Annotated in this window: 18 protein-coding genes; 3 read left to right on the forward strand and 15 right to left on the reverse strand. The window is 74.0% G+C overall.

Features of this window, described 5'->3' with window-relative positions:
* Positions 1-28: 28 nt before the first annotated feature.
* The 3 genes from ACYVDA_RS19485 to ACYVDA_RS19495 are packed head-to-tail and all read right to left on the reverse strand — an operon-like array spanning position 29 to position 3,214.
* Positions 29-1,069: a LacI family DNA-binding transcriptional regulator gene (locus ACYVDA_RS19485; RefSeq protein ID WP_460820221.1), complete on the reverse strand. Its 1,041-nt coding sequence runs from the start codon at positions 1,067-1,069 to the stop codon at positions 29-31.
* Complete coding sequence (locus ACYVDA_RS19490; RefSeq protein WP_460820172.1) at positions 1,066-2,532, reverse strand: NAD-dependent succinate-semialdehyde dehydrogenase; 1,467 nt, start codon at positions 2,530-2,532, stop codon at positions 1,066-1,068. The genes ACYVDA_RS19485 and ACYVDA_RS19490 overlap by 4 nt, the downstream gene beginning before the upstream one ends.
* Positions 2,533-2,554: 22 nt before the next feature.
* Positions 2,555-3,214, reverse strand: coding sequence for a hypothetical protein (locus ACYVDA_RS19495; RefSeq protein ID WP_460820173.1), 660 nt, complete (start codon positions 3,212-3,214; stop codon positions 2,555-2,557).
* Between the two features lie 101 nt (positions 3,215-3,315).
* Here ACYVDA_RS19495 and ACYVDA_RS19500 point away from each other — a divergent pair, with 101 nt between their 5' ends.
* Entirely contained in the window at positions 3,316-4,506 is a 1,191-nt protein-coding gene (locus ACYVDA_RS19500; RefSeq protein ID WP_460820174.1) for an LOG family protein, read from the forward strand.
* 6 nt (positions 4,507-4,512) lie between these two features.
* On the opposite strand, the gene ACYVDA_RS19505 is transcribed toward ACYVDA_RS19500, so the two are convergent.
* The 6 genes from ACYVDA_RS19505 to ACYVDA_RS19530 all read right to left on the reverse strand — a co-directional run bounded on the left by ACYVDA_RS19505 (position 4,513) and on the right by ACYVDA_RS19530 (position 10,024).
* Positions 4,513-5,739 carry an adenylate/guanylate cyclase domain-containing protein gene (locus tag ACYVDA_RS19505; RefSeq protein WP_460820175.1) on the reverse strand — a complete coding sequence of 409 codons (1,227 nt, stop codon included), beginning with the start codon at positions 5,737-5,739 and terminating at the stop codon, positions 4,513-4,515.
* Between the two features lie 22 nt (positions 5,740-5,761).
* Entirely contained in the window at positions 5,762-6,169 is a 408-nt protein-coding gene (locus tag ACYVDA_RS19510) for a Crp/Fnr family transcriptional regulator (protein WP_460820176.1), read from the reverse strand.
* Positions 6,170-6,315: 146 nt separating this feature from the next.
* Positions 6,316-7,530 (reverse strand): glycosyltransferase family 4 protein, encoded by a 1,215-nt coding sequence (locus ACYVDA_RS19515; RefSeq protein ID WP_460820177.1) that lies wholly within the window; start codon positions 7,528-7,530, stop codon positions 6,316-6,318.
* A gap of 135 nt (positions 7,531-7,665) precedes the next feature.
* Positions 7,666-8,334, reverse strand: a complete 669-nt coding sequence (locus tag ACYVDA_RS19520; RefSeq protein ID WP_460820179.1) for an SDR family NAD(P)-dependent oxidoreductase — start codon at positions 8,332-8,334, stop codon at positions 7,666-7,668.
* A gap of 297 nt (positions 8,335-8,631) precedes the next feature.
* On the reverse strand, positions 8,632-9,759 hold the full coding sequence (gene rlmN, locus ACYVDA_RS19525) for a dual-specificity RNA methyltransferase RlmN (RefSeq protein WP_460820180.1): 1,128 nt from the start codon (positions 9,757-9,759) through the stop codon (positions 8,632-8,634).
* Positions 9,752-10,024 (reverse strand): hypothetical protein, encoded by a 273-nt coding sequence (locus tag ACYVDA_RS19530; protein ID WP_460820181.1) that lies wholly within the window; start codon positions 10,022-10,024, stop codon positions 9,752-9,754. Before ACYVDA_RS19530 ends, rlmN begins: the two co-directional genes overlap by 8 nt.
* A gap of 152 nt (positions 10,025-10,176) precedes the next feature.
* Here ACYVDA_RS19530 and ACYVDA_RS19535 point away from each other — a divergent pair, with 152 nt between their 5' ends.
* A complete protein-coding gene (locus ACYVDA_RS19535; protein ID WP_460820182.1) occupies positions 10,177-11,274 on the forward strand; it encodes a DNA polymerase IV in 1,098 nt (365 codons plus the stop codon).
* 22 nt (positions 11,275-11,296) lie between these two features.
* On the opposite strand, the gene ACYVDA_RS19540 is transcribed toward ACYVDA_RS19535, so the two are convergent.
* The 5 genes from ACYVDA_RS19540 to rpsB all read right to left on the reverse strand — a co-directional run bounded on the left by ACYVDA_RS19540 (position 11,297) and on the right by rpsB (position 15,524).
* On the reverse strand, positions 11,297-12,166 hold the full coding sequence (locus ACYVDA_RS19540; RefSeq protein WP_460820183.1) for a phosphatidate cytidylyltransferase: 870 nt from the start codon (positions 12,164-12,166) through the stop codon (positions 11,297-11,299).
* Between the two features lie 22 nt (positions 12,167-12,188).
* On the reverse strand, positions 12,189-12,743 hold the full coding sequence (gene frr, locus ACYVDA_RS19545; RefSeq protein ID WP_460820222.1) for a ribosome recycling factor: 555 nt from the start codon (positions 12,741-12,743) through the stop codon (positions 12,189-12,191).
* Between the two features lie 2 nt (positions 12,744-12,745).
* Positions 12,746-13,495 (reverse strand): UMP kinase, encoded by a 750-nt coding sequence (gene pyrH / locus ACYVDA_RS19550; protein WP_460820184.1) that lies wholly within the window; start codon positions 13,493-13,495, stop codon positions 12,746-12,748.
* A gap of 215 nt (positions 13,496-13,710) precedes the next feature.
* Positions 13,711-14,523, reverse strand: coding sequence for a translation elongation factor Ts (tsf, locus tag ACYVDA_RS19555; protein ID WP_460820186.1), 813 nt, complete (start codon positions 14,521-14,523; stop codon positions 13,711-13,713).
* A 2-nt stretch (positions 14,524-14,525) separates the two neighbouring features.
* Positions 14,526-15,524, reverse strand: coding sequence for a 30S ribosomal protein S2 (gene rpsB, locus ACYVDA_RS19560; protein ID WP_460820187.1), 999 nt, complete (start codon positions 15,522-15,524; stop codon positions 14,526-14,528).
* A 377-nt stretch (positions 15,525-15,901) separates the two neighbouring features.
* Between rpsB and ACYVDA_RS19565 the strand changes: the two genes are divergently transcribed.
* Entirely contained in the window at positions 15,902-16,651 is a 750-nt protein-coding gene (locus ACYVDA_RS19565; protein WP_460820188.1) for a murein hydrolase activator EnvC family protein, read from the forward strand.
* Here the strand turns inward: ACYVDA_RS19565 and ACYVDA_RS19570 are convergent.
* A complete protein-coding gene (locus tag ACYVDA_RS19570; protein WP_460820223.1) occupies positions 16,604-17,503 on the reverse strand; it encodes a tyrosine recombinase XerC in 900 nt (299 codons plus the stop codon). The two genes, ACYVDA_RS19565 and ACYVDA_RS19570, sit on opposite strands and share 48 nt — an antisense overlap.
* Positions 17,504-17,669: the final 166 nt, after the last annotated feature.

The raw sequence follows: 17,669 nt of genomic DNA on the forward strand, positions 1-17,669 counted from the left end.
AGGCATTGTGGCCGACGTCGCCGCGGGCTCAGGCCTCCGGTCCCCGGATCTCCCCGGAGCCGCGCTGGACGAGCTGGTGCGGGACCACGACGTGCTGCCAGGGCGAGGTGTCCCCGTCGATGCGCGCGAACAGCAGCCGCGCCGCCTCGGCGCCGATCCGGGCGATCTCCTGGCGCACCACCGTGACCGGCGGCTGCATCAGGTCGGCGAGGGCGAAGTCGTCGAATCCCACGAGCGCGACCCGGTGCGCCAGCCCCAGGGCGCGCAGGGTGCGGACCGCGCCGTACGTCGCCGAGAACCGCATCGCGACCAGGGCGGTCGGCGGGTCGAAGCTGCCGAGCATCCGGCTGGCGGCGCCGATGGCGTCGGCCTCGTCGCGCAGGTCGAAGGCGACCAGGTCACCGTCCCCGGGCACCCCCGCGTCGCGCAGCGCCCCCAGGGCCCCGTCGAGGCGCTCATGCGCGGTGGGGATGGTGAGCAGGTCGCCGAGCAGACCGATCCGTCGGTGGCCGTGGGCCAGCAGGTGCTCCACCGCGTGCCGCGCGGCACCGGCGTTGTCGACCGTGACCGCGTCGGCCTGCAGACCCGTGGGGCGGCGGTCGACGAAGACCACGGGCTGCCCCTCCTGCTCCGCGGCCAGGTAGTCCTGGCGCTGGGAGGCCGGCATCATCACCAGCCCGTCGACCTGGCGGTCGAGCAGGTCGCGCACGAGCTGGAGCTCACGGGCGGGCTCCTCGTCGATGCTGGCGGTGAGCACGACGGCGCCGCGGCGGTGGGCGACGTCGGTGATCGAGCGCAGCATCCCCGAGGAGAACTCGTTGGCCACGTCCTGGAGCAGCGCGCCGACCAGGCCCGTGCGGCGGTCGGTTCGCCGCAGGTTGCTGGCGCTGCGGTCGGGCCGGTAGCCCAGCTCGGCCACGATCCGCCCGACCTCCAGGCGCACCGGGGTGGAGACGCCCGGCTCCCCGTTGACCACCCGCGAGACGGTCTTGGGGCTCACCCCGGCGACCTGCGCGACGTCGCGCAGGGTCGGTCGGCCGCGACCCTCCCGGGTCTCCCCGTCGCTCAGATCTTCACCGCGACGTACTTGGTCTCGAGGAACTCCGCGATCCCCTCGTTGCCGCCCTCGCGGCCGAGGCCGGACTGCTTCACGCCGCCGAAGGGGGCACCGGCGTTGGAGACCAGGCCCTGGTTGAGCCCGATCATCCCGGTCTCGAGCCGCTCGCTGACCCGCAGCGCCCGCGACAGGTCGCGGGTGAAGAGGTAGGAGACCAGGCCGTACTCCGTGTCGTTGGCCGCCGCGACCGCCTCGTCCTCGGTGGTGAAGGTCGCGATCGGCGCGACCGGTCCGAAGATCTCCTCCTTGAGGAGGCGGGCGTCGGCCGTCACGCCGGCGAGCACGGTGGGCTCGAAGAAGTAGCCGGCCCCGTCGCGCGCCCCGCCGCCGGTCAGCGCGCGAGCACCCTTGGCCACGGCGTCGTCGACGAGCTCGGCGACCTTGCCGCGCTGGTCGGCGTCGATCAGGGGGCCCACGTCGGTGCCCTCGTCGGCGCCGTGCCCCAGCGTGAGGGCGGACATCTTCTCGGTCAGCTTGGTGGCGAACTCGTCGGCCACCGAGGCGTGCACGTGGAAGCGGTTGGCCGAGGTGCAGGCCTCGCCCATGTTGCGCATCTTGGCCACCATCGCCTGCTCGACCGCGGCGTCGAGGTCGGCGTCCTCGAAGACCACGAACGGCGCGTTGCCGCCGAGCTCCATCGACACCTTGAGGACCTGGTCGGCGGCCTGGGCGATCAGCTTGCGGCCCACCTCGGTGGAGCCGGTGAAGCTGAGCTTGCGCAGGCGCGGGTCGGCGATGATCGGGGCGGAGACCTCGCCCGAGGTCGAGGTGGTCACCACGTTGAGCACGCCGGCGGGCAGGCCGGCGTCCTCCAGCAGCCGGGCCAGGGCCAGCATCGTCAGCGGCGTCTGCTCGGCCGGCTTGACCACCATCGTGCAGCCGGCGGCGATCGCCGGCCCGATCTTGCGGGTGCCCATGGCGGCCGGGAAGTTCCAGGGCGTGATGAAGAAGCAGGGGCCGACGGGCTGCTTCATCACCAGCACGCGGCTCGCGCCGTTGCCGGCGTTCTTGTAGTAGCCGTCGATGCGCAGCGCCTCGCCGGAGTACCACCGGAAGAACTCGCCCGCGTAGGTCAGCTCGCCCTTGGCCTCGGCCAGCGACTTGCCCATCTCCATGGTCATCAGCAGGGCCAGCTCGTCGCTGCGCTCCTGCATCAGCACGAAGGCGCGGTGCAGGATCTCCGAGCGCTCGTTGGGCGAGGTGGCCGCCCAGTCGGCCTGCGCCGCGACGGCGGCGTCGATGGCCGCGCGCCCGTCCTCGACGGTCCCGTCGGCCACCGAGCACAGCACCTCGCCCGTCGCCGGGTCCTCGACCTCGAAGGTGGCGCCGCTGCTCGCGTCGCGCCACCGGCCCCCGATGTAGAGCTGGTGGGGGGCGCCGTCGACGACGGCCTGGGCGTCGGGGTGGGTGGTCATGCGCCCAGCCTAGGGATCCCGGTCACACTCCGAGAAGTCGCCTCAGCTCTCCCTCGGCGTACGGCGGGGGCGAGGTGCGGAGGTCGGCGAGCACCTCGGCCACCGTGCGGCCCGGCGCGTACGCCGATCCCGCGTCCACCAGCACGCAGGCCGCGGGGTCCGTCCGCCCGGCGCGGATCATCGCGTCCCACTCCAGGTCCTGCTCCCCCGCGGCCTGGTCCTGCGGGGCGGGCACCGGTGCCGCCGTCGCGGCCCCACCCCCTCGCCGTCGGCGCACGAGCCGCACCGACCCCGCGGGCGCCGGACCGGTCGCCAGCGGCGTGTCCTCCGAGGCGATCACCACCGGGGCCGCCACGTCGGCGGCGGGCGCGGCACCGGCCGCCTCGGCGTGCACGACCCCGCCGAGGCGGGCCGTGGCCAGGGCGGCGACGACCGCGTCGGCCTCGGCCACGAGGTCGAGCCGCACGGGCGCCGCGGGCCCGACCCCGAGGTGGTGCAGCACCCCGCCCAGCGCGGCGACCTCCTCGAGCAGCCGGGCGTGGGACCAGCCCGGCAGCACCGGCTCGTCGGCGCGACCGGTGACGACCGCGCGGTCGAGCAGGGTGTAGCTGACGTTCTCCCGGGGCTGGGTCGGGGGCTGGGTCGAGGGGTCGGGCGGCACGGCGGGCGGCGTGGTGCTCATGACCGGCAGGGTAGTGGCGGTCCCGGCGGCTCCCCCCGCTCCCCGCCCGGCGCCCGGCGTCCCCCGCCGGCGTCGCACCCCGGTGGGGCAGGATCGCCTGCGTGACGCGACGGCCGGTGGAGATCGAGACGCTCGAGGAGTTCGACCGACGGGCCGCGGAGGCCCTGGACGGCGACGGACGGATGGCGGGCTGGCAGCTGCAGTCGCTCGACCTGCGCGAGCGCGGGGACGTGCTGCGCCGCCTGGACCCCCGCGGGGCCGTGCTGCTCGGATGCACGCTGCCCGAGGACGACGGGCAGGAGCCGGTGGCCGGTCGGCTGCGGGCGGGCGGGGCGCTGCTGTTCCCCGCGATCCCCGACGTGCCGTTCGACCCGTGGCGGGGGCACCTGTACGCCGCCGAGGAGCTCTACGCGGGGCTGACCGGCGAGGACGGCTACGCGGGAACCCCCGACGCCCGGATCTACGGCTGGTCCCAGCGCCTGCGCCACGGCGTCGTCAAGGACACCCTGGCCGCGGCCGTGCACGACAGCTCGATCGACGACGCCCTCGCCGAGCTCGTCGCGGACCGGCGGCTGGTCGGGGTGATGGGTGGGCACGCGCTGCAGCGCGACGAGGCGGCGTACGCCGAGGCGGCGCACCTGGCCCGTGACCTCGCCCGCGCCGGCCTGACCGTCGTGACCGGGGGCGGGCCCGGCGCGATGGAGGCCGCCAACCTGGGCGCCCGGCTCGCCGGCCACGACGACGCCGTCCTCGCCGACGCCCTCACCCGGCTCGCCGCGGTGCCGTCCTTCCACCCCGACACCACCTCCTGGGCGCGGGTCGCGCTCGAGGTCGTCGCGGAGCTCGACGACGCGCCGGCGTGGAGGGCTCCCGGGACCGATCGGGACCCGGCCAGAGGTTCGGCGGGGGGTTCGGCGGGGGGTTCGGTGGGGGGCTCGATCGGGGTGCCGACCTGGTACTACGGCCACGAGCCGCCGAACGTGTTCGCCGAGCAGGTGGCCAAGTACTTCCGCAACGCGATCCGCGAGGACGTCCTGCTCGAGGTCTGCCGCGCCGGCATCGTGTTCCTCACCGGCGCCGCGGGCACGGTGCAGGAGGTGTTCCAGGCGGCGTGCAGCAACTACTACGCCGACGCCGAGGACGTCGCGCCGATGGTGCTCGTCGGCCGGGAGCAGTGGACCGCGACGGTGCCCGCCTGGCCGCTGCTGGAGGCCCTGGCGCAGGGCCGGCCGCTGGCCGGGCGGGCGCACCTGGTCGACGACGTCGCCGACGTGGTGGGCCTGCTGGCCTGAGGTGGCTCAGGAGTCGCCGGGGTCCCCCGCGGGGTCCTCGTCGGGCGCCGACTCGTCGGGGACCTTCGCCTGCGTGGGGCCGCGCAGGGACCAGGGCTCGAGACGGCGGTAGCCCCGCACCGACGTACGCCGCAGCCGGCGGAGCCGGAACCCGTCGGCGGTCGATCCGGTGCGCCCGGCCGACTCCTCGAGGCTCTCCAGCTCCTCGGCCAGGGCCCGGTCGACCAGCACCCGGCCGGGGCGCGAGGTCGAGGTGAGCCGGGAGGCCACGTTGACCACCGGTCCGAGCACGTCGCCCAACCGGGCCAGCGCCGGTCCCCAGGCCAGACCCACCCGCAGCTCGGGGAAGTCCGCGTCCCGCTCGTGCTCGGCGACCAGCGCCAGGCCCAGGCGGGCGACGTCGCGGGGGTCGTCGGCCACGAACAGGATCTCGTCGCCGATGGACTTGATCACCCGGCCGTGGTGGGCGGTGACCAGCTCCAGCGCCCGGTCCTCGAACCGGTCGATCATCCGCGCGATCTCGCTGCGGGTCAGCGAGCGGCTCTGCCGGGTGTAGTTGACGATGTCGGCGAACCCGACGCCCATCACGGCGTCGTCGGCGCTCTCCGTCCCCTCGGCGCCGGCGGTCGCGCCGGCCCCGTCCGGGGTGCCCGCGCCGTCCGGTGCACCCGCCTCGGACGCGGCGGTCGGCTCCCCCGCCCCGCGGCCGCCCGCGAGCAGCAGCCGCGAGGCGGCGCTGAGGGTGTGGCGGCGCCAGACGTAGTTCTGGAGCTGCTCGACGGTGGGGGTGATGACGTCCATGAGCTCACGGAGGTCCTCGACCGACATCTCGTCGAGGTCGACCAGGTGGGCCAGCAGACCCATCTGCCACTCGGCCAGCCGCGCGAAGCTGCGCCCCAGGGTGCGGGCGAGCGCCGACTCGTCCTCGTCGCTGATCAGGCCCACGTCGACCAGCCGCTGCGTGAGCTGCAGCGCCTCCTGGTCGGCGTGGGTGAAGGCCACGACGTCGGCGTCGACGGCGCTGAAGCCCAGCGAGCGCCAGCGCTTCTGGGCCGACTCGTGGGTGATCCCGGCCGCGGCGGCGATGTCCTCGCCGGTCAGCGTCGGCGACTCCCCGAGCAGGAACGCCTCGAGCCGGTCGACCAGCTCCTCGGGGTCCAGCCCGCCGGCCCCCGACGTCTCCTCGCCGCTGCTCGCTCTCGCGGGCGTGCGGGTGTCCTCGGTCGGGGTCATCGGTGGTGGCGCGGGTCGAGGGTCAGGAGACCGAGCCGAGGCGGTCCTCGGTGGTGCCGCGCAGAGCGGTGCCGAACGCCGGGACCTCGTCGAGCAGCTCCTGGAGCGCCTCACGGGTGAAGTGGATGACCTCGACCGGGGTGATGCTCACGACGCTGGCCGAGCGCAGCTTGTGACCCACGATGGCCATCTCGCCGATGACGTCGCCCGGGCCGAGCTGGGCGACCTCCTCCTTGCCCTTGCGCACCGAGACCGTGCCCTCGACGATCAGGTAGGCCTTGTCGGCGGGGGTCTTCTCCCAGATCAGGGACCAGTTCGCGGGCAGCGAGACGTGCTGGCCCTTGTCTACGACCTTCTTCAGGTCCCGGTCGCTCAGGTCCTTCAACCGGTTGAGCTGACCCAGCTTCTCCGGCTTCGGCTCCGTGGCCATCAGTTCTCCTCGTGGTCGGGCGGTTCCCGGGTCGAAGTCTCGCCTCACCGCGAGCCCGTGTCCACCGATTCGCCACGTTGTCCGGCTCCGCGGACGGGTGAGAAGCCTCTCTCCCCGCCGCACGTGACCTCCGCGCCGCGGCGTCGTCAGCCGGTACGGCCCCAGCGCGTCTCCCGGGCGGGGAGCACCGACCGGTAGTGGTCCAGGAGCTGGTCGTTGACGGCCTGCCACGACCGCCCGCCGACCCCGTGGACGGCTGCGCGGCCCAGGCTCCGCCGCAGCGCGTCGTCCCCCAGGAGCAGGCCCACCCGGGCCGCCAGGGCGCGGCCGTCGCCGGGGGTGTAGAGGAAGCCGTCGCGGCCCTCGTGGACGAGGTCGACCGGCCCTCCGGCGTGCGGCGCGACGACGGGCACACCACTGGCCAGGGCCTCCTGGGCCGACTGGCAGAAGGTCTCCGTGCGGCCGGTGTGCACGAACACGTCGAGGCTGGCCACGACGCGGGCCAGGTCCTCGCCGTGCCGTACGCCGAGGAACGCGGCCCCGGGCAGCACCGACCGCAGCCGTTGCTCCTCGGGTCCGCCCCCGACCAGGACCACGCGGGCGCCAGGCACGTCGCGCAGGTGGGCCAGGAGCTCGAGCTCCTTCTCGGCCGCGAGCCGCCCGACGTACCCCACCAGCCGCTCGTCGGGTCCCAGCCCCAGCTCGCGGGCCAGGGCGGGGTCGCGCCGCCCGGGGTGGAACAGGTCGGTGTCGACCCCCCGGCCCCAGCGGTGCAGGCGCTCGACGCCGAGCGCGGCGAGCTGGGCCTGGCTGGCGCTGCTCGGCACCAGCGTGCGGTCGGCAGGGCCGTGCACGCGGCGGGTCAGCGAACGCATTGCCGCCGCCGCCCCGGGGAAGGGGTAGCGCTCGGCGAACCCGACCAGGTCGGTCTGGTAGACCGCGACCACGGGCACGCCCAGCTCGCGCGCGGCCTCCCCCGCCTGGTGACCGAGCCACGCCGGCGAGGCCAGGTGCACCACGTCCGGGGCGAAGGCGGCGGCCAGGCGGCGCAGGTGACGCCGCGTGGCGAGGCCGATCGGGAACTCCCGGTAGGTCGGCATCGCGACGCTGCGGACGTGGTGGACGGGCACGCCGGCGTACTCCCGGGGCCCGGAGGGTGCCACGAGCAACGCGTCGTGGCCCTCGCGGGCGAGGTGCTCCAGGACGCGGCGCACCGAGTTGGTGACCCCGTTGACCTGTGGCAGGAAGGACTCGGTGACCACCAGGACACGGAGTCGGGACCCGGGCAGCGCGCCCCCGGGAGGGAGCGGGCGACCGGGCAGGACGTTGGCTGAGCGGCGCAGTGCGACGACGTTGTCCACGCCCACGACAGTGGCGGGGCCGTCGGAACGCACCACCAGCGGTGACCGACGTGTCGGTGAACCTCAGGTGCACGCGAACGGGCCCGGCCGCCCCCTCGTGGGGGGCGCCGGGCCCGTGCGGCGCGTGGGCGGGACTCAGTCGGCGGAGACCTGGTCGCGCAGGGTGGTGCGCTCCTCGTGGAGGGTCCAGATCCGCTCGGCCAGCACGTCGGGGTCCTTCTCCTCGTCGCCGGCCACGATGGCGCCACCGATGATGAGCTGACCGACGTAGATGTCCTCCTCGCCGAGCACCTCGTGGAGGAGGTCGACGTAGGCCTTCTGGCCCGCGAAGGCGATCGAGGTCCCGGTGACGGTGCGGCCGGGCTTGACCGCTGAGCCGCCGTTGACGAACAGGATGCTGGGCTTGGACCCCTCGGGCAGGAACCGCATGCCCGGGACGACCTGGTGGACCGCGGCGACGGGGCCGTAGATCGAGAACTCGACCGGGCCGACGAGGTCGGCGGGGGTGGTCTCCAGGACCGGCCGCATGAAGTCCTTCTGCGGCAGCGGGCTGTACTGCAGGACCTCGATCGGGCCGAGCGTCTCGGTGGCCTTTTCGAGGGCCGCGGCGATGCTCGCGGGGTCGCGGACGTCGGCGGTGAAGCCCCGGGCCTGCACCCCGTCCTGCTCCAGCTCCGCGGCCAGCGCGTCGAGGCGTCCCTGGTGGCGCGAGATCAGGGCGACCGAGAAGCCCTCACGTCCGAAACGACGGGCGACGGCGGCACCGAGGCCCTTGCCTGCACCGATGATGGCGAGAGTAGTCATGCAGTCTTCAACCACTTCCCCCCGCGTCCCTATTCCGCCGAGAGGGGGATCAGCGCACGCCACACGCCGCCGAGAGGGGGATTAGTGCACGCCGTACGCCGCTGAAAGGGGCATCCGTGCACGCGACTCACCGAGGCCGCTTGTGCGGGCGTGCATGAAACCCCCGGTCGGGCTCTTGCGACGTGCGCGGAACCCCCAGTCAGGGCTGGGGGACGTGCGCGGACACCCCTCTCGGCGGCGTACGGCGTGCAGGGACACCCCTCTCGGCGTACGGAGCAGCCCCCTCGGCGCAGACCCTCAGTCGTCGAGGGCGGCGAGCTGGCCGCAGGCGCCGTCGATCTCGCTGCCGCGGGTGTCGCGGACGGTCGTGGGGATGCCCTTGGCCTCGAGGCGGCGGACGAACTCGCGCTCGTCCTCGGGGTCGCTCGCGGTCCACTTCGACCCCGGCGTGGGGTTGAGCGGGATCAGGTTGACGTGGACCCAGCCGCGGTCGCCGGCCTCGTTGAGGACGTCGCCGAGCAGGTCGGCGCGCCAGGCCTGGTCGTTGATGCCGCGCATCATGGCGTACTCGATGGAGACGCGGCGCCCGGTCGTGGCGGCGTACGCCGAGGCGGCGCCGACGGCCTCGGCCACCTTCCAGCGGGTGTTGACCGGGACCAGCTCGTTGCGGAGCTCGTCGTCGGGGGCGTGCAGGCTCAACGCCAAGGTCACCGGAATGCCCTCTCCTGCCAGCTGCTCCATCCGCGGGACCAGGCCGACGGTGCTGACGGTGATCCCGCGCGCGGACATGCCGAGCCCGGCGGGGCTGGGGTCGACGAGCCGGCGCACGGCGCCGATCACGGCCTTGTAGTTGGCCATCGGCTCGCCCATGCCCATGAACACCACGTTGGAGACCCGGCCCGGACCGCCCGCGACCTCGCCGCGGGAGAGCGCCCGCGCGCCGGCGACGACCTGCTCGACGATCTCGGCGGTCGACATGTTGCGCTGGAGGCCGCCCTGGCCGGTCGCGCAGAACGGGCAGGCCATGCCGCAGCCGGCCTGGCTCGAGACGCACATCGTCACGCGGCCGGGGTAGCGCATCAGCACCGACTCGACGAGCGCACCGTCGAAGAGCCGGTAGAGGGTCTTGACCGTCGCGCCCTTGTCGGCCTCGAGCGTGCGCAGCGGCGTCATCAGCGTGGGCAGCAGGCCGGCGACCAGCTCGTCGCGCTGACCGGCGGGCAGGTCGGTCATCTGCGCGGGGTCGTCGACCAGCCGCGAGAAGTAGTGCGTGGAGAGCTGGGTGGCGCGGAAACCGGGCAGGCCGAGCTCCTCCAGCCGCGCCTTGCGCTCGGCGGTGTCGAGGTCGGCGAGGTGGCGCGGCGGCTTCCCGCGGCCACGCGGCTCCTCGAAGACCAGGGGCAGGGTCTTGATCGGTTCACTCACAACCCGCCCATCCTCCCACCCGGGGCCGGGTCCCGCCCAATCCCGTCCCGCACGGTGAGGTGCGGGTGAGCCACGCGCCCAGGCGCACAAGCAGTGCCCCGCCGACCAGCACCCCGGTCACGACCACCAGCAGCCGGTCGTCGGTGTGCCCCCGGCGTCGCGCCTCGAGCACGAAGACCACCACGGCGCCGAGCACCCCGAGCCCCACGAACAGCCCGTGCACCGCCGCCGCGGTCCCGGCCGCGCCCCCGCTCACCCCCAGCACGCGCCCACCCTGGCACGCCCCGGCCTCCCCGGGCACCCCCTCCTCGCCGAGGAGGCCCGTCTGGTCGCCGAGGAGGCCCGTGTGGCGGCCGAGGGGGCCCGTCTGGTCGCCGAGGAGGCCCGTGTGGCCGCCGACCGGGGCACGATGGGGTCATGACGCGCCCGTGGGTCCTGCACGTCGACATGGACCAGTTCATCGCCGCCGTCGAGGTCCTGCGCCGGCCCGAGCTGGCGGGTCGGCCCGTCGTGGTGGGCGGCCGCGGCGACCCGACGGAGCGCGGGGTCGTCGCCACGGCGTCGTACGAGGCCCGGCAGCACGGCGTGGGCTCCGGGATGCCGCTGCGGGTGGCGGCGCGCAGGTGCCCGGACGCGGTGTTCCTGCCGGTCGACAAGCCGGCGTACGACGAGGCGTCGTCCGTCGTGATGGCCACCCTGCGGGCCTGGCCCGGCGCCCGGGTGCAGGTGCTGGGGTGGGACGAGGCCTTCGTCGGGATCACCACCGGCGGCCGCGAGGAGCCCGAGGACCCCGAGGACGTGGCCCGCGGCCTGCAGGCGGCCGTCCTGGCCGCGACCGAGCTGCACTGCTCGGTGGGCATCGGCGACACGACGGTGCGGGCCAAGACCGCGACCGACTTCGGCAAGCCGCGGGGGACCTACCGGCTCACCGCGGACACCTGGCTCGAGGTGATGGGCGACCGGCCCACCCGGGCGCTGTGGGGGGTGGGACCGCGGGTGCAGCAGCGCCTGGAGGCGCTGGGGATCAGCACGGTCCGTCAGCTGGCGGCCGCGCCCGACGACCTCCTGGCGGCGGAGCTCGGCCCCAGCACCGGCCCCCACTACGGCCGCCTGGGCCGCGGGGAGGGCAGCTCGGTGGTCGACGACACGCCCTGGGTGGCCCGGGCGCACGGCCGCGAGACCACCTTCCAGCAGGACCTGACCGACCCCGGCGAGGTCGAGGAGGCCCTCCGGGTGCTGGCCGAGCAGGTCCTGGTCGACCTCCGGGCCGAGGGCCGGGCGTGCGCCCGGGTGCACCTGAAGGTCCGGTTCGCGCCCTTCACCACCCTGACCCGGGTGCGCACGCTGGCCGCCCCGACCCGGGACGTCGAGGTGCTGGCCGGGACCGCCCGAGAGCTCTACCGCGCCCTGGCCGACCCGCGACCCGTGCGCCTGCTCGGGGTGCGGGCCGAGATGGTCCCGCCCGAGGGTGGGTACGACCCCCCGCGCACCCACGGCCGCCGCGGCAACCCCTGACCGGGATCGCCGCGCCGGTCCCTCAGCGGGGCAGCACGAGGTAGTGCAGCAGCAGCCAGATCGGGGCGATCGTGGCCAGCAGCGAGTCGAGCCGGTCCATCAGGCCACCGTGCCCGGGGATCACCTGGCTCATGTCCTTGATCCCGAGGTCGCGCTTCATCACCGACTCGCACAGGTCGCCCAGGGTGGCCATCACGACGGCGATCAGGCCGAGCGCGACGCCGACCCACCAGTCGCCGTCGAGCAGGTAGACCACGAGCAGCCAGCCGGCCACCACGCACGACAGGGCGGACCCTGCGAACCCCTCCCAGGACTTCTTGGGCGAGATCACCGGGGCCATCGGGTGCTTGCCGAACAGCACGCCGGCGGCGTACCCCCCGATGTCGGAGGCGATCGTGACCACGATGAAGGTGATGATCGCCTCGACGCCACGGTCCTCCGAGAGCAGGAGCGCGACGAAGGCCCCGAGGAACGGCACGTAGATGAGCGTGAACACCGCGGCGGTGGCGTTCTGGACGTAGCCCGCCACACCGCGGCGCAGCAGCCACAGCATCGTGACCAGCGAGGTCACCGCCGTCGCGGTGACCAGGGCGGGGGTGCCGAAGAGGTAGGCGACCACGACCATCACCACCCCGCCGAGCATCAACGGCTCCTGCGGGATGTCGATGTCGCGCGCCCGGAGGCCGCGGTGCATCTCCCAGATCGCGACCACGACGGCGGCCGCCACGATCAGCATGAAGGCCGGCTTCCAGAAGACCAGCGACACGATGATGGCCACGCCCAGCGCCAGCCCGGACCCGATGGCCACGGGGAGGTCGCGACCGGCCCGCCCCGGGTCCTTCCTGGGGGCGGGTTGCCGGGGCTGCGTGGTCACGGGCGTGGTCTCGGTCATGTCCGGGAGCGTCGACGAGGTCTCAGACCTCGAGCAGCTCGGACTCCTTGGACTTGAGGATCTCGTCGATCTGGTCGGTGTGCTTCTTGGTGCTGGCGTCGAGCTTCTTCTCCGCGCCGGTCACGTCGTCCTTGCCGACCTCGCCGTCCTTCTCCAGCTTCTCCAGCGCCTGCTTGGCGTTGCGGCGCACGCCGCGGACCGAGACCCGGCCCTCCTCGGCCTTGGTGCGCGCGATCTTGACGTACTCCTTGCGGCGCTCCTCGGTCAGCTCGGGGAACACGCAGCGGATCAGCTTGCCGTCGTTGGAGGGGTTCACGCCCAGGTCCGAGTCGCGGATGGCGCGCTCGATGGCGCCCATCGACCCGACGTCGTAGGGCTGCACCAGGATCACGCGGGCCTCGGGGGCGGTGAAGCCCGCGAGCTGCTGGATCGGGGTCGGGGTGCCGTAGTAGTCGGCCGTCAGCTTGGAGAACATCGAGGGGTGGGCCCGGCCGGCACGGATGGCGGCGAACTCCTCGCGCGCGACCTCGACGGCCTTGCCCATCTTCTGCTCGGCCTCGGCCAGGGTCTGGTTGATCGTCACTGCTGCTCCTGTTCGCGGTTGCTCTCGTGGGTGCTCGCGGCGCCGACGAGGGTTCCGATCTTCTCACCCTCGACGACCCGCAGGATGTTGCCGGGCGGGGTCATGCCGAACACCACCATCGGCAGTCCGTTCTCCATGCACAGCGCGAACGCCGTCGCGTCGGCCACCTTCAGGCCCTGCTGGAGGGCGTCGCTGAAGGTGAGCTCGTCGTACTTGCGGGCGGAGGCGTCCGTGCGCGGGTCGGCGGTGTAGACGCCGTCGACGCCGTTCTTGCCCATCAGCACGACCTCGCACTTGGCCTCGAGGGCCCGCTGGGCGGCGACGGTGTCGGTGGAGAAGTAGGGCAGCCCGGCGCCGGCGCCGAAGATCACGACGCGGCCCTTCTCCAGGTGCCGGATGGCGCGGCGCGGGATGTAGGGCTCGGCGACCTGCCCCATGGTGATGGCGGTCTGCACCCGGGTCTCGATGCCCTCCTTCTCCAGGAAGTCCTGGAGGGCCAGGCAGTTCATCACGATGCCGAGCATGCCCATGTAGTCGGCGCGGGCGCGGTCCATCCCGGACTGCTGCAGCTCCGCGCCGCGGAAGAAGTTGCCGCCACCGGTGACGATCGCGACCTGGACGCCGGAGCGGACCACCTCGGCGATCTCCTGGGCGATCGCGCGGACGACGTCGGGGTCGACGCCGACCTTGCCGCCGCCGAACACCTCGCCCGACAGCTTGAGCAGGACTCGCTTGTAACCGGTCATGACTCTCCTCCTCCTCTGGGCGCCGCCCGTGGATCGGCGCGACGAAGGCCCGGCGCCGGGATCGCCAGCCGGCCGGGCACTCCACTGCGCAACCTAGCGGGTCACCGGGACCCCGCGCACGGGGTGGGCCGGGTCGGTCCGGGGACCGGCCCCGGACGCGACCGGGCCGGCACGACGTGTGTCGTGCCGGCCCGGTCGGATCAGTGCGGTGACGCTCAGGCGCCGACCTCGAAGCGGGCGAACCGCTTCACGGTGACGCCGGCGGCGTCGAGGACGGCCTTGACCGACTTCTTGTTCTCCGAGACCGACGGCTGGTCGAGCAGCACGACGTCCTTGAAGAAGCCGTTGAGGCGGCCCTCGGCGATCTTCTCGATCACCTGCTCGGGCTTGCCCTCCTCGCGGGCGATGGCGGCGCCGATCTCACGCTCCTTGTCGACGACGTCGCTGGGGACCTCGTCGCGGGTGAGGTACTGCGGGCGCATCGCGGCGATCTGCATGGCAGCGCCACGGGCGACCTCGGCGTCGGAGCCGTCGTACTCCACCAGGACGCCGACCGCCGGGGGCAGGTCGGCCGCACGCTTGTGCAGGTAGACGACCGACTGGCCCTCGAAGTAGGCGACCTGACCGAGCTCGATCTTCTCGCCGATGGTGGCGGCGAGGTCGGCGACGACCTCCCCGACAGTCTTGCCGTCGAGCTCGACGGCCTTGAGGGCCTCGGCGTCGGCGGCCTTGGCCTGCTCAGCGGCATCGGCGATGCGCTGGGCGGTGGCGACGAAGTCCTCGTTCTTGGCCACGAAGTCGGTCTCGCTCTTCAGCTCGACCAGGGCTCCGCCCGAGTTGACGACCAGCCCGGAGGTGGCCTCACGCTCGGCGCCACGCTCGGCGGCCTTCTTGCCCAGCTTGATGCGGAGCAGCTCGGCGGCGGCGTCGAAGTCGCCGTCGGCCTCGCCCAGGGCCTTCTTGCAGTCCATCATGCCCGCGCCCGTGATGTCGCGGAGCTTCTTGACGTCGGCGGCGGTGATCGCCACGCTCAGTCCTCCTTCTTCTCGCCGGCCTCGGTGGAGGTCGTGTCGGTGGTGGCGGTCTCCGCGGTCGCCTCGGCGTCGGCCGGAGCCTCGGCGGGGGCGTCGGCGGGGGCCGACGTGGCGGCGGGCGCCTCGGTGGACTCGCTGGAGGCACCGGTCGCCTCGGCGGCGGGGGTCGACTCGGTGGCGGCGTCGCCACCGGTCGCGGCGACGGCGGCGGCCTCGACCTTCTCGCCGTCCTGACCCTGGAGCAGGTCGCGCTCCCAGTCGGCGAGGGGCTCGCCGGCCTGGGCGGCGTCGCCGGACTTGACGCCCGAGCGGGCCATCAGGCCGTCGGCGACGGCGTCGGCGATGACGCGGGTCAGCAGGCCCACGGCGCGGATGGCGTCGTCGTTGCCCGGGATCGGGTAGTCGACGACGTCGGGGTCGCAGTTGGAGTCCAGGATCGCGATGATCGGGATCCGCAGCTTGCGGGCCTCCTCGACCGCGAGGTGCTCCTTGTTGGTGTCGACGATCCACACGGCCGAGGGCGTGCGGGTCATGTCGCGGATGCCGCCCAGCGTCTTGTCGAGCTTGATCTGCTCGCGACGCATGTGGAGCAGCTCCTTCTTGGTGCGGCTGGAGCCGGCCACGTCGTCGAAGTCGACGTCGTCGAGCTCCTTGAGGCGGTTGATCCGCTGGTGCACCGTCTGGAAGTTGGTGAGCATGCCACCGAGCCAGCGCTGGTTGACGTAGGGCATGCCCACGCGGGTCGCCTGCTCGGCGATCGCCTGCTGCGCCTGCTTCTTGGTGCCGACGAACATGATCGTGCCGCCCTTGGCGACGGTGTCCTTGATGAAGGCGAAGGACGTGTCGATGTAGGACAGCGACTGCTGCAGGTCGATGATGTAGATGCCGTTGCGCTCGGTCATGATGAAGCGCTTCATCTTGGGGTTCCAGCGACGGGTCTGGTGCCCGAAGTGGACGCCGCTCTCGAGGAGCTGGCGCATGGTGACGACTGCCATGGTCTTCTTTCGGTCGGTGCCCGTGCACGCGTGTGCGCACGAACTGGTTTTCAGTTCTGTGCAGTGCTCTCCCGGTGACGCTGGGGGCCTGCCCTGACGCTCGTGCGGGGTCCGACCTGTCTCCAGGACCGAGGACCCTCGCCCGTGCTGCTCCACGCCTGCGAAAGATCGGCGTGGCACGGTGGACGAGCGTGCGAAGTCAACCCGTGCGGGTTGCTCCGGTCAGTGTAGGTCGCCCCGGTCCGCGTTGTCGAAACGCTCACCGGCGGCCGCGCCCGCTGCCGGCGCGTCCACAGGCGGTGCACCGGCGTACGTCGTCCACAGGCGGAGCCGGCCGGCCTGGCGACCCGGGGACCTCGGTCCGCAGGATCACCCTCGTGCACCTCTCCCTCACCGCCGGCCTGCTGCTCGCCCCGCTGCTCCTGCCCGCCTCTCCCGTCGCGGCAGGGGCCGCCGCGTCCGGCCCCGTCCCCTCGTGGTCCCCCGGTGCCGGCTCCCCCGGGCCCGCCGGCTCCGGGTCGGGCCGGCCGGCGCCCTCGCGCGACGGGGTCTGGCCCCTCGCCCCGCGCCCCCAGGTCGACCGGGGCTTCGCGCCACCGGCCTCGGCGTGGGGGGCGGGTCACCGCGGGGTCGACCTGAAGGGTCACCCGGGCCAGGCCGTGCTCACCTCGCTGGCCGGCACCGTGGTGTTCGCCGCGGTGCTGGCGGGCCGGGGGGTCGTGGTCGTGGACCACGGCGGGCTCCGGACGACGTACGAGCCCGTGGACGCGACCGTGGGGGTCGGCGACCTCGTCTCGCGGGGGGCCGTCCTGGGCCGGCTGCGGCTCGCGGGCAGCCACTGCTTCCCGCGGGCGTGCCTGCACTGGGGGCTGCGGCGGGGCGCGGCGTACCTCGATCCGCTGGTGCTGGTCGGTCTCGGTCCCCTCCGACTCCTGCCGACCCCGGGGGGATCCGGGCCCGGGTGGCCCGCCGTTCCCGGTGCGGACGTGGTCGCGGGCGTCCCGGAGAGCCTCGCACGGACGCCCATCACGGGGCCCGCGCTCGCGCCGCCCCTTCCCTGGTGGGTGGCCGACGCCGGCTCAGGCGCGCGGGTGGGCCTGGCGGTACGCCGAGCGCAGGCGCTCTGAGGTGACGTGGGTGTAGATCTGCGTGGTGGCCAGCGAGCTGTGGCCCAGCAGCTCCTGGACGGTGCGCAGGTCGGCGCCCCCCTCGAGCAGGTGGGTGGCCGCGGAGTGCCGCAGGCCGTGGGGCCCGAGGTCGGGAGCGTCGGGGACGTCGGCCAGCCGGGCGTGCACGAGCGTCCGCACGGCGCGCTGGTCGATCCGACCGCCGCGCGCGCCGAGGAACAGGGCGCCACCCGCCCCCGGCGCGAACAGCTCGGGACGTCCCCGCTCGACCCAGCTGCCGATCGCCCGGTCCGCCGGGAGACCGAAGGGGACCGTGCGCTCCTTGCGGCCCTTGCCCAGCACCCGGAGCACCCGTCGGCCGCGGTCGACGTCGTCGACGTCGAGCCCGCACAGCTCCCCGACCCGGATGCCCGTGGCGTAGAGCAGCTCCAGGACCGCGACGTCCCGCAGCCCGACGGCCCCGTGGTCCAGGGCTCGGGCGGCCGCCGCCTCGAGCAGCGACCGGGCCTGTGCCGCGTCGAGGGCGGCCGGCAGCGAGTGGTGCACCTTGGGTGAGCCGAGGGACGCGCCCGCGTCGTCGGGAGCGCGACCCGTCCGGTGGGCCCAGGCGGTGAAGACACGTACGGCGGTCGCCCGCCGGGCCATCGTGGACCGCGCCTTGCCCAGCGTCTGCTGCTTGGCCAGCCAGCTGCGCAGCGTGCGCAGGTCCAGGGTCGCGGGGCTCGTGTGGCCCAGGGCGGCGGCGTGCTCCAGCAGCCCGGCCACGTCACCGAGGTAGGCGCGCACCGTGTGCGGCGTCAGGTCGCGCTCGGAGACCAGGTGCCGCTCGTAGTCCCCCAGGGCCCGGGCCATCGGCTCCGGCAGCTCCCCTCCACGCCGCGACGCGGCCACGCCGGAGTCGTCCCCGGGAGCGGGCGGAGCGCTGGCGGGCGGCATCCCCCGAGCCTAGGACCCGGGCCGTCGCGGCGCGGCCGACATGCCGGGCCGACCGGCGGCGCCGGTCACGCAGCTCCGGGGT

This window comes from Nocardioides korecus (assembly GCF_054778395.1).

Bases quoted from the DNA above. Each gene is read 5' to 3' on its own strand.
- ACYVDA_RS19490 (WP_460820172.1), bottom strand. From the start codon at position 2,532: ATGACCACCCACCCCGACGCCCAGGCCGTCGTCGACGGCGCCCCCCAC.
- ACYVDA_RS19495 (WP_460820173.1), bottom strand. From the start codon at position 3,214: ATGAGCACCACGCCGCCCGCCGTGCCGCCCGACCCCTCGACCCAGCCC.
- ACYVDA_RS19505 (WP_460820175.1), bottom strand. From the start codon at position 5,739: ATGACCCCGACCGAGGACACCCGCACGCCCGCGAGAGCGAGCAGCGGC.
- ACYVDA_RS19510 (WP_460820176.1), bottom strand. From the start codon at position 6,169: ATGGCCACGGAGCCGAAGCCGGAGAAGCTGGGTCAGCTCAACCGGTTG.
- ACYVDA_RS19520 (WP_460820179.1), bottom strand. From the start codon at position 8,334: ATGACTACTCTCGCCATCATCGGTGCAGGCAAGGGCCTCGGTGCCGCC.
- ACYVDA_RS19535 (WP_460820182.1), top strand. From the start codon at position 10,177: ATGACGCGCCCGTGGGTCCTGCACGTCGACATGGACCAGTTCATCGCC.
- ACYVDA_RS19540 (WP_460820183.1), bottom strand. From the start codon at position 12,166: ATGACCGAGACCACGCCCGTGACCACGCAGCCCCGGCAACCCGCCCCC.
- pyrH (WP_460820184.1), bottom strand. From the start codon at position 13,495: ATGACCGGTTACAAGCGAGTCCTGCTCAAGCTGTCGGGCGAGGTGTTC.
- rpsB (WP_460820187.1), bottom strand. From the start codon at position 15,524: ATGGCAGTCGTCACCATGCGCCAGCTCCTCGAGAGCGGCGTCCACTTC.
- ACYVDA_RS19570 (WP_460820223.1), bottom strand. From the start codon at position 17,503: ATGGCCCGGGCCCTGGGGGACTACGAGCGGCACCTGGTCTCCGAGCGC.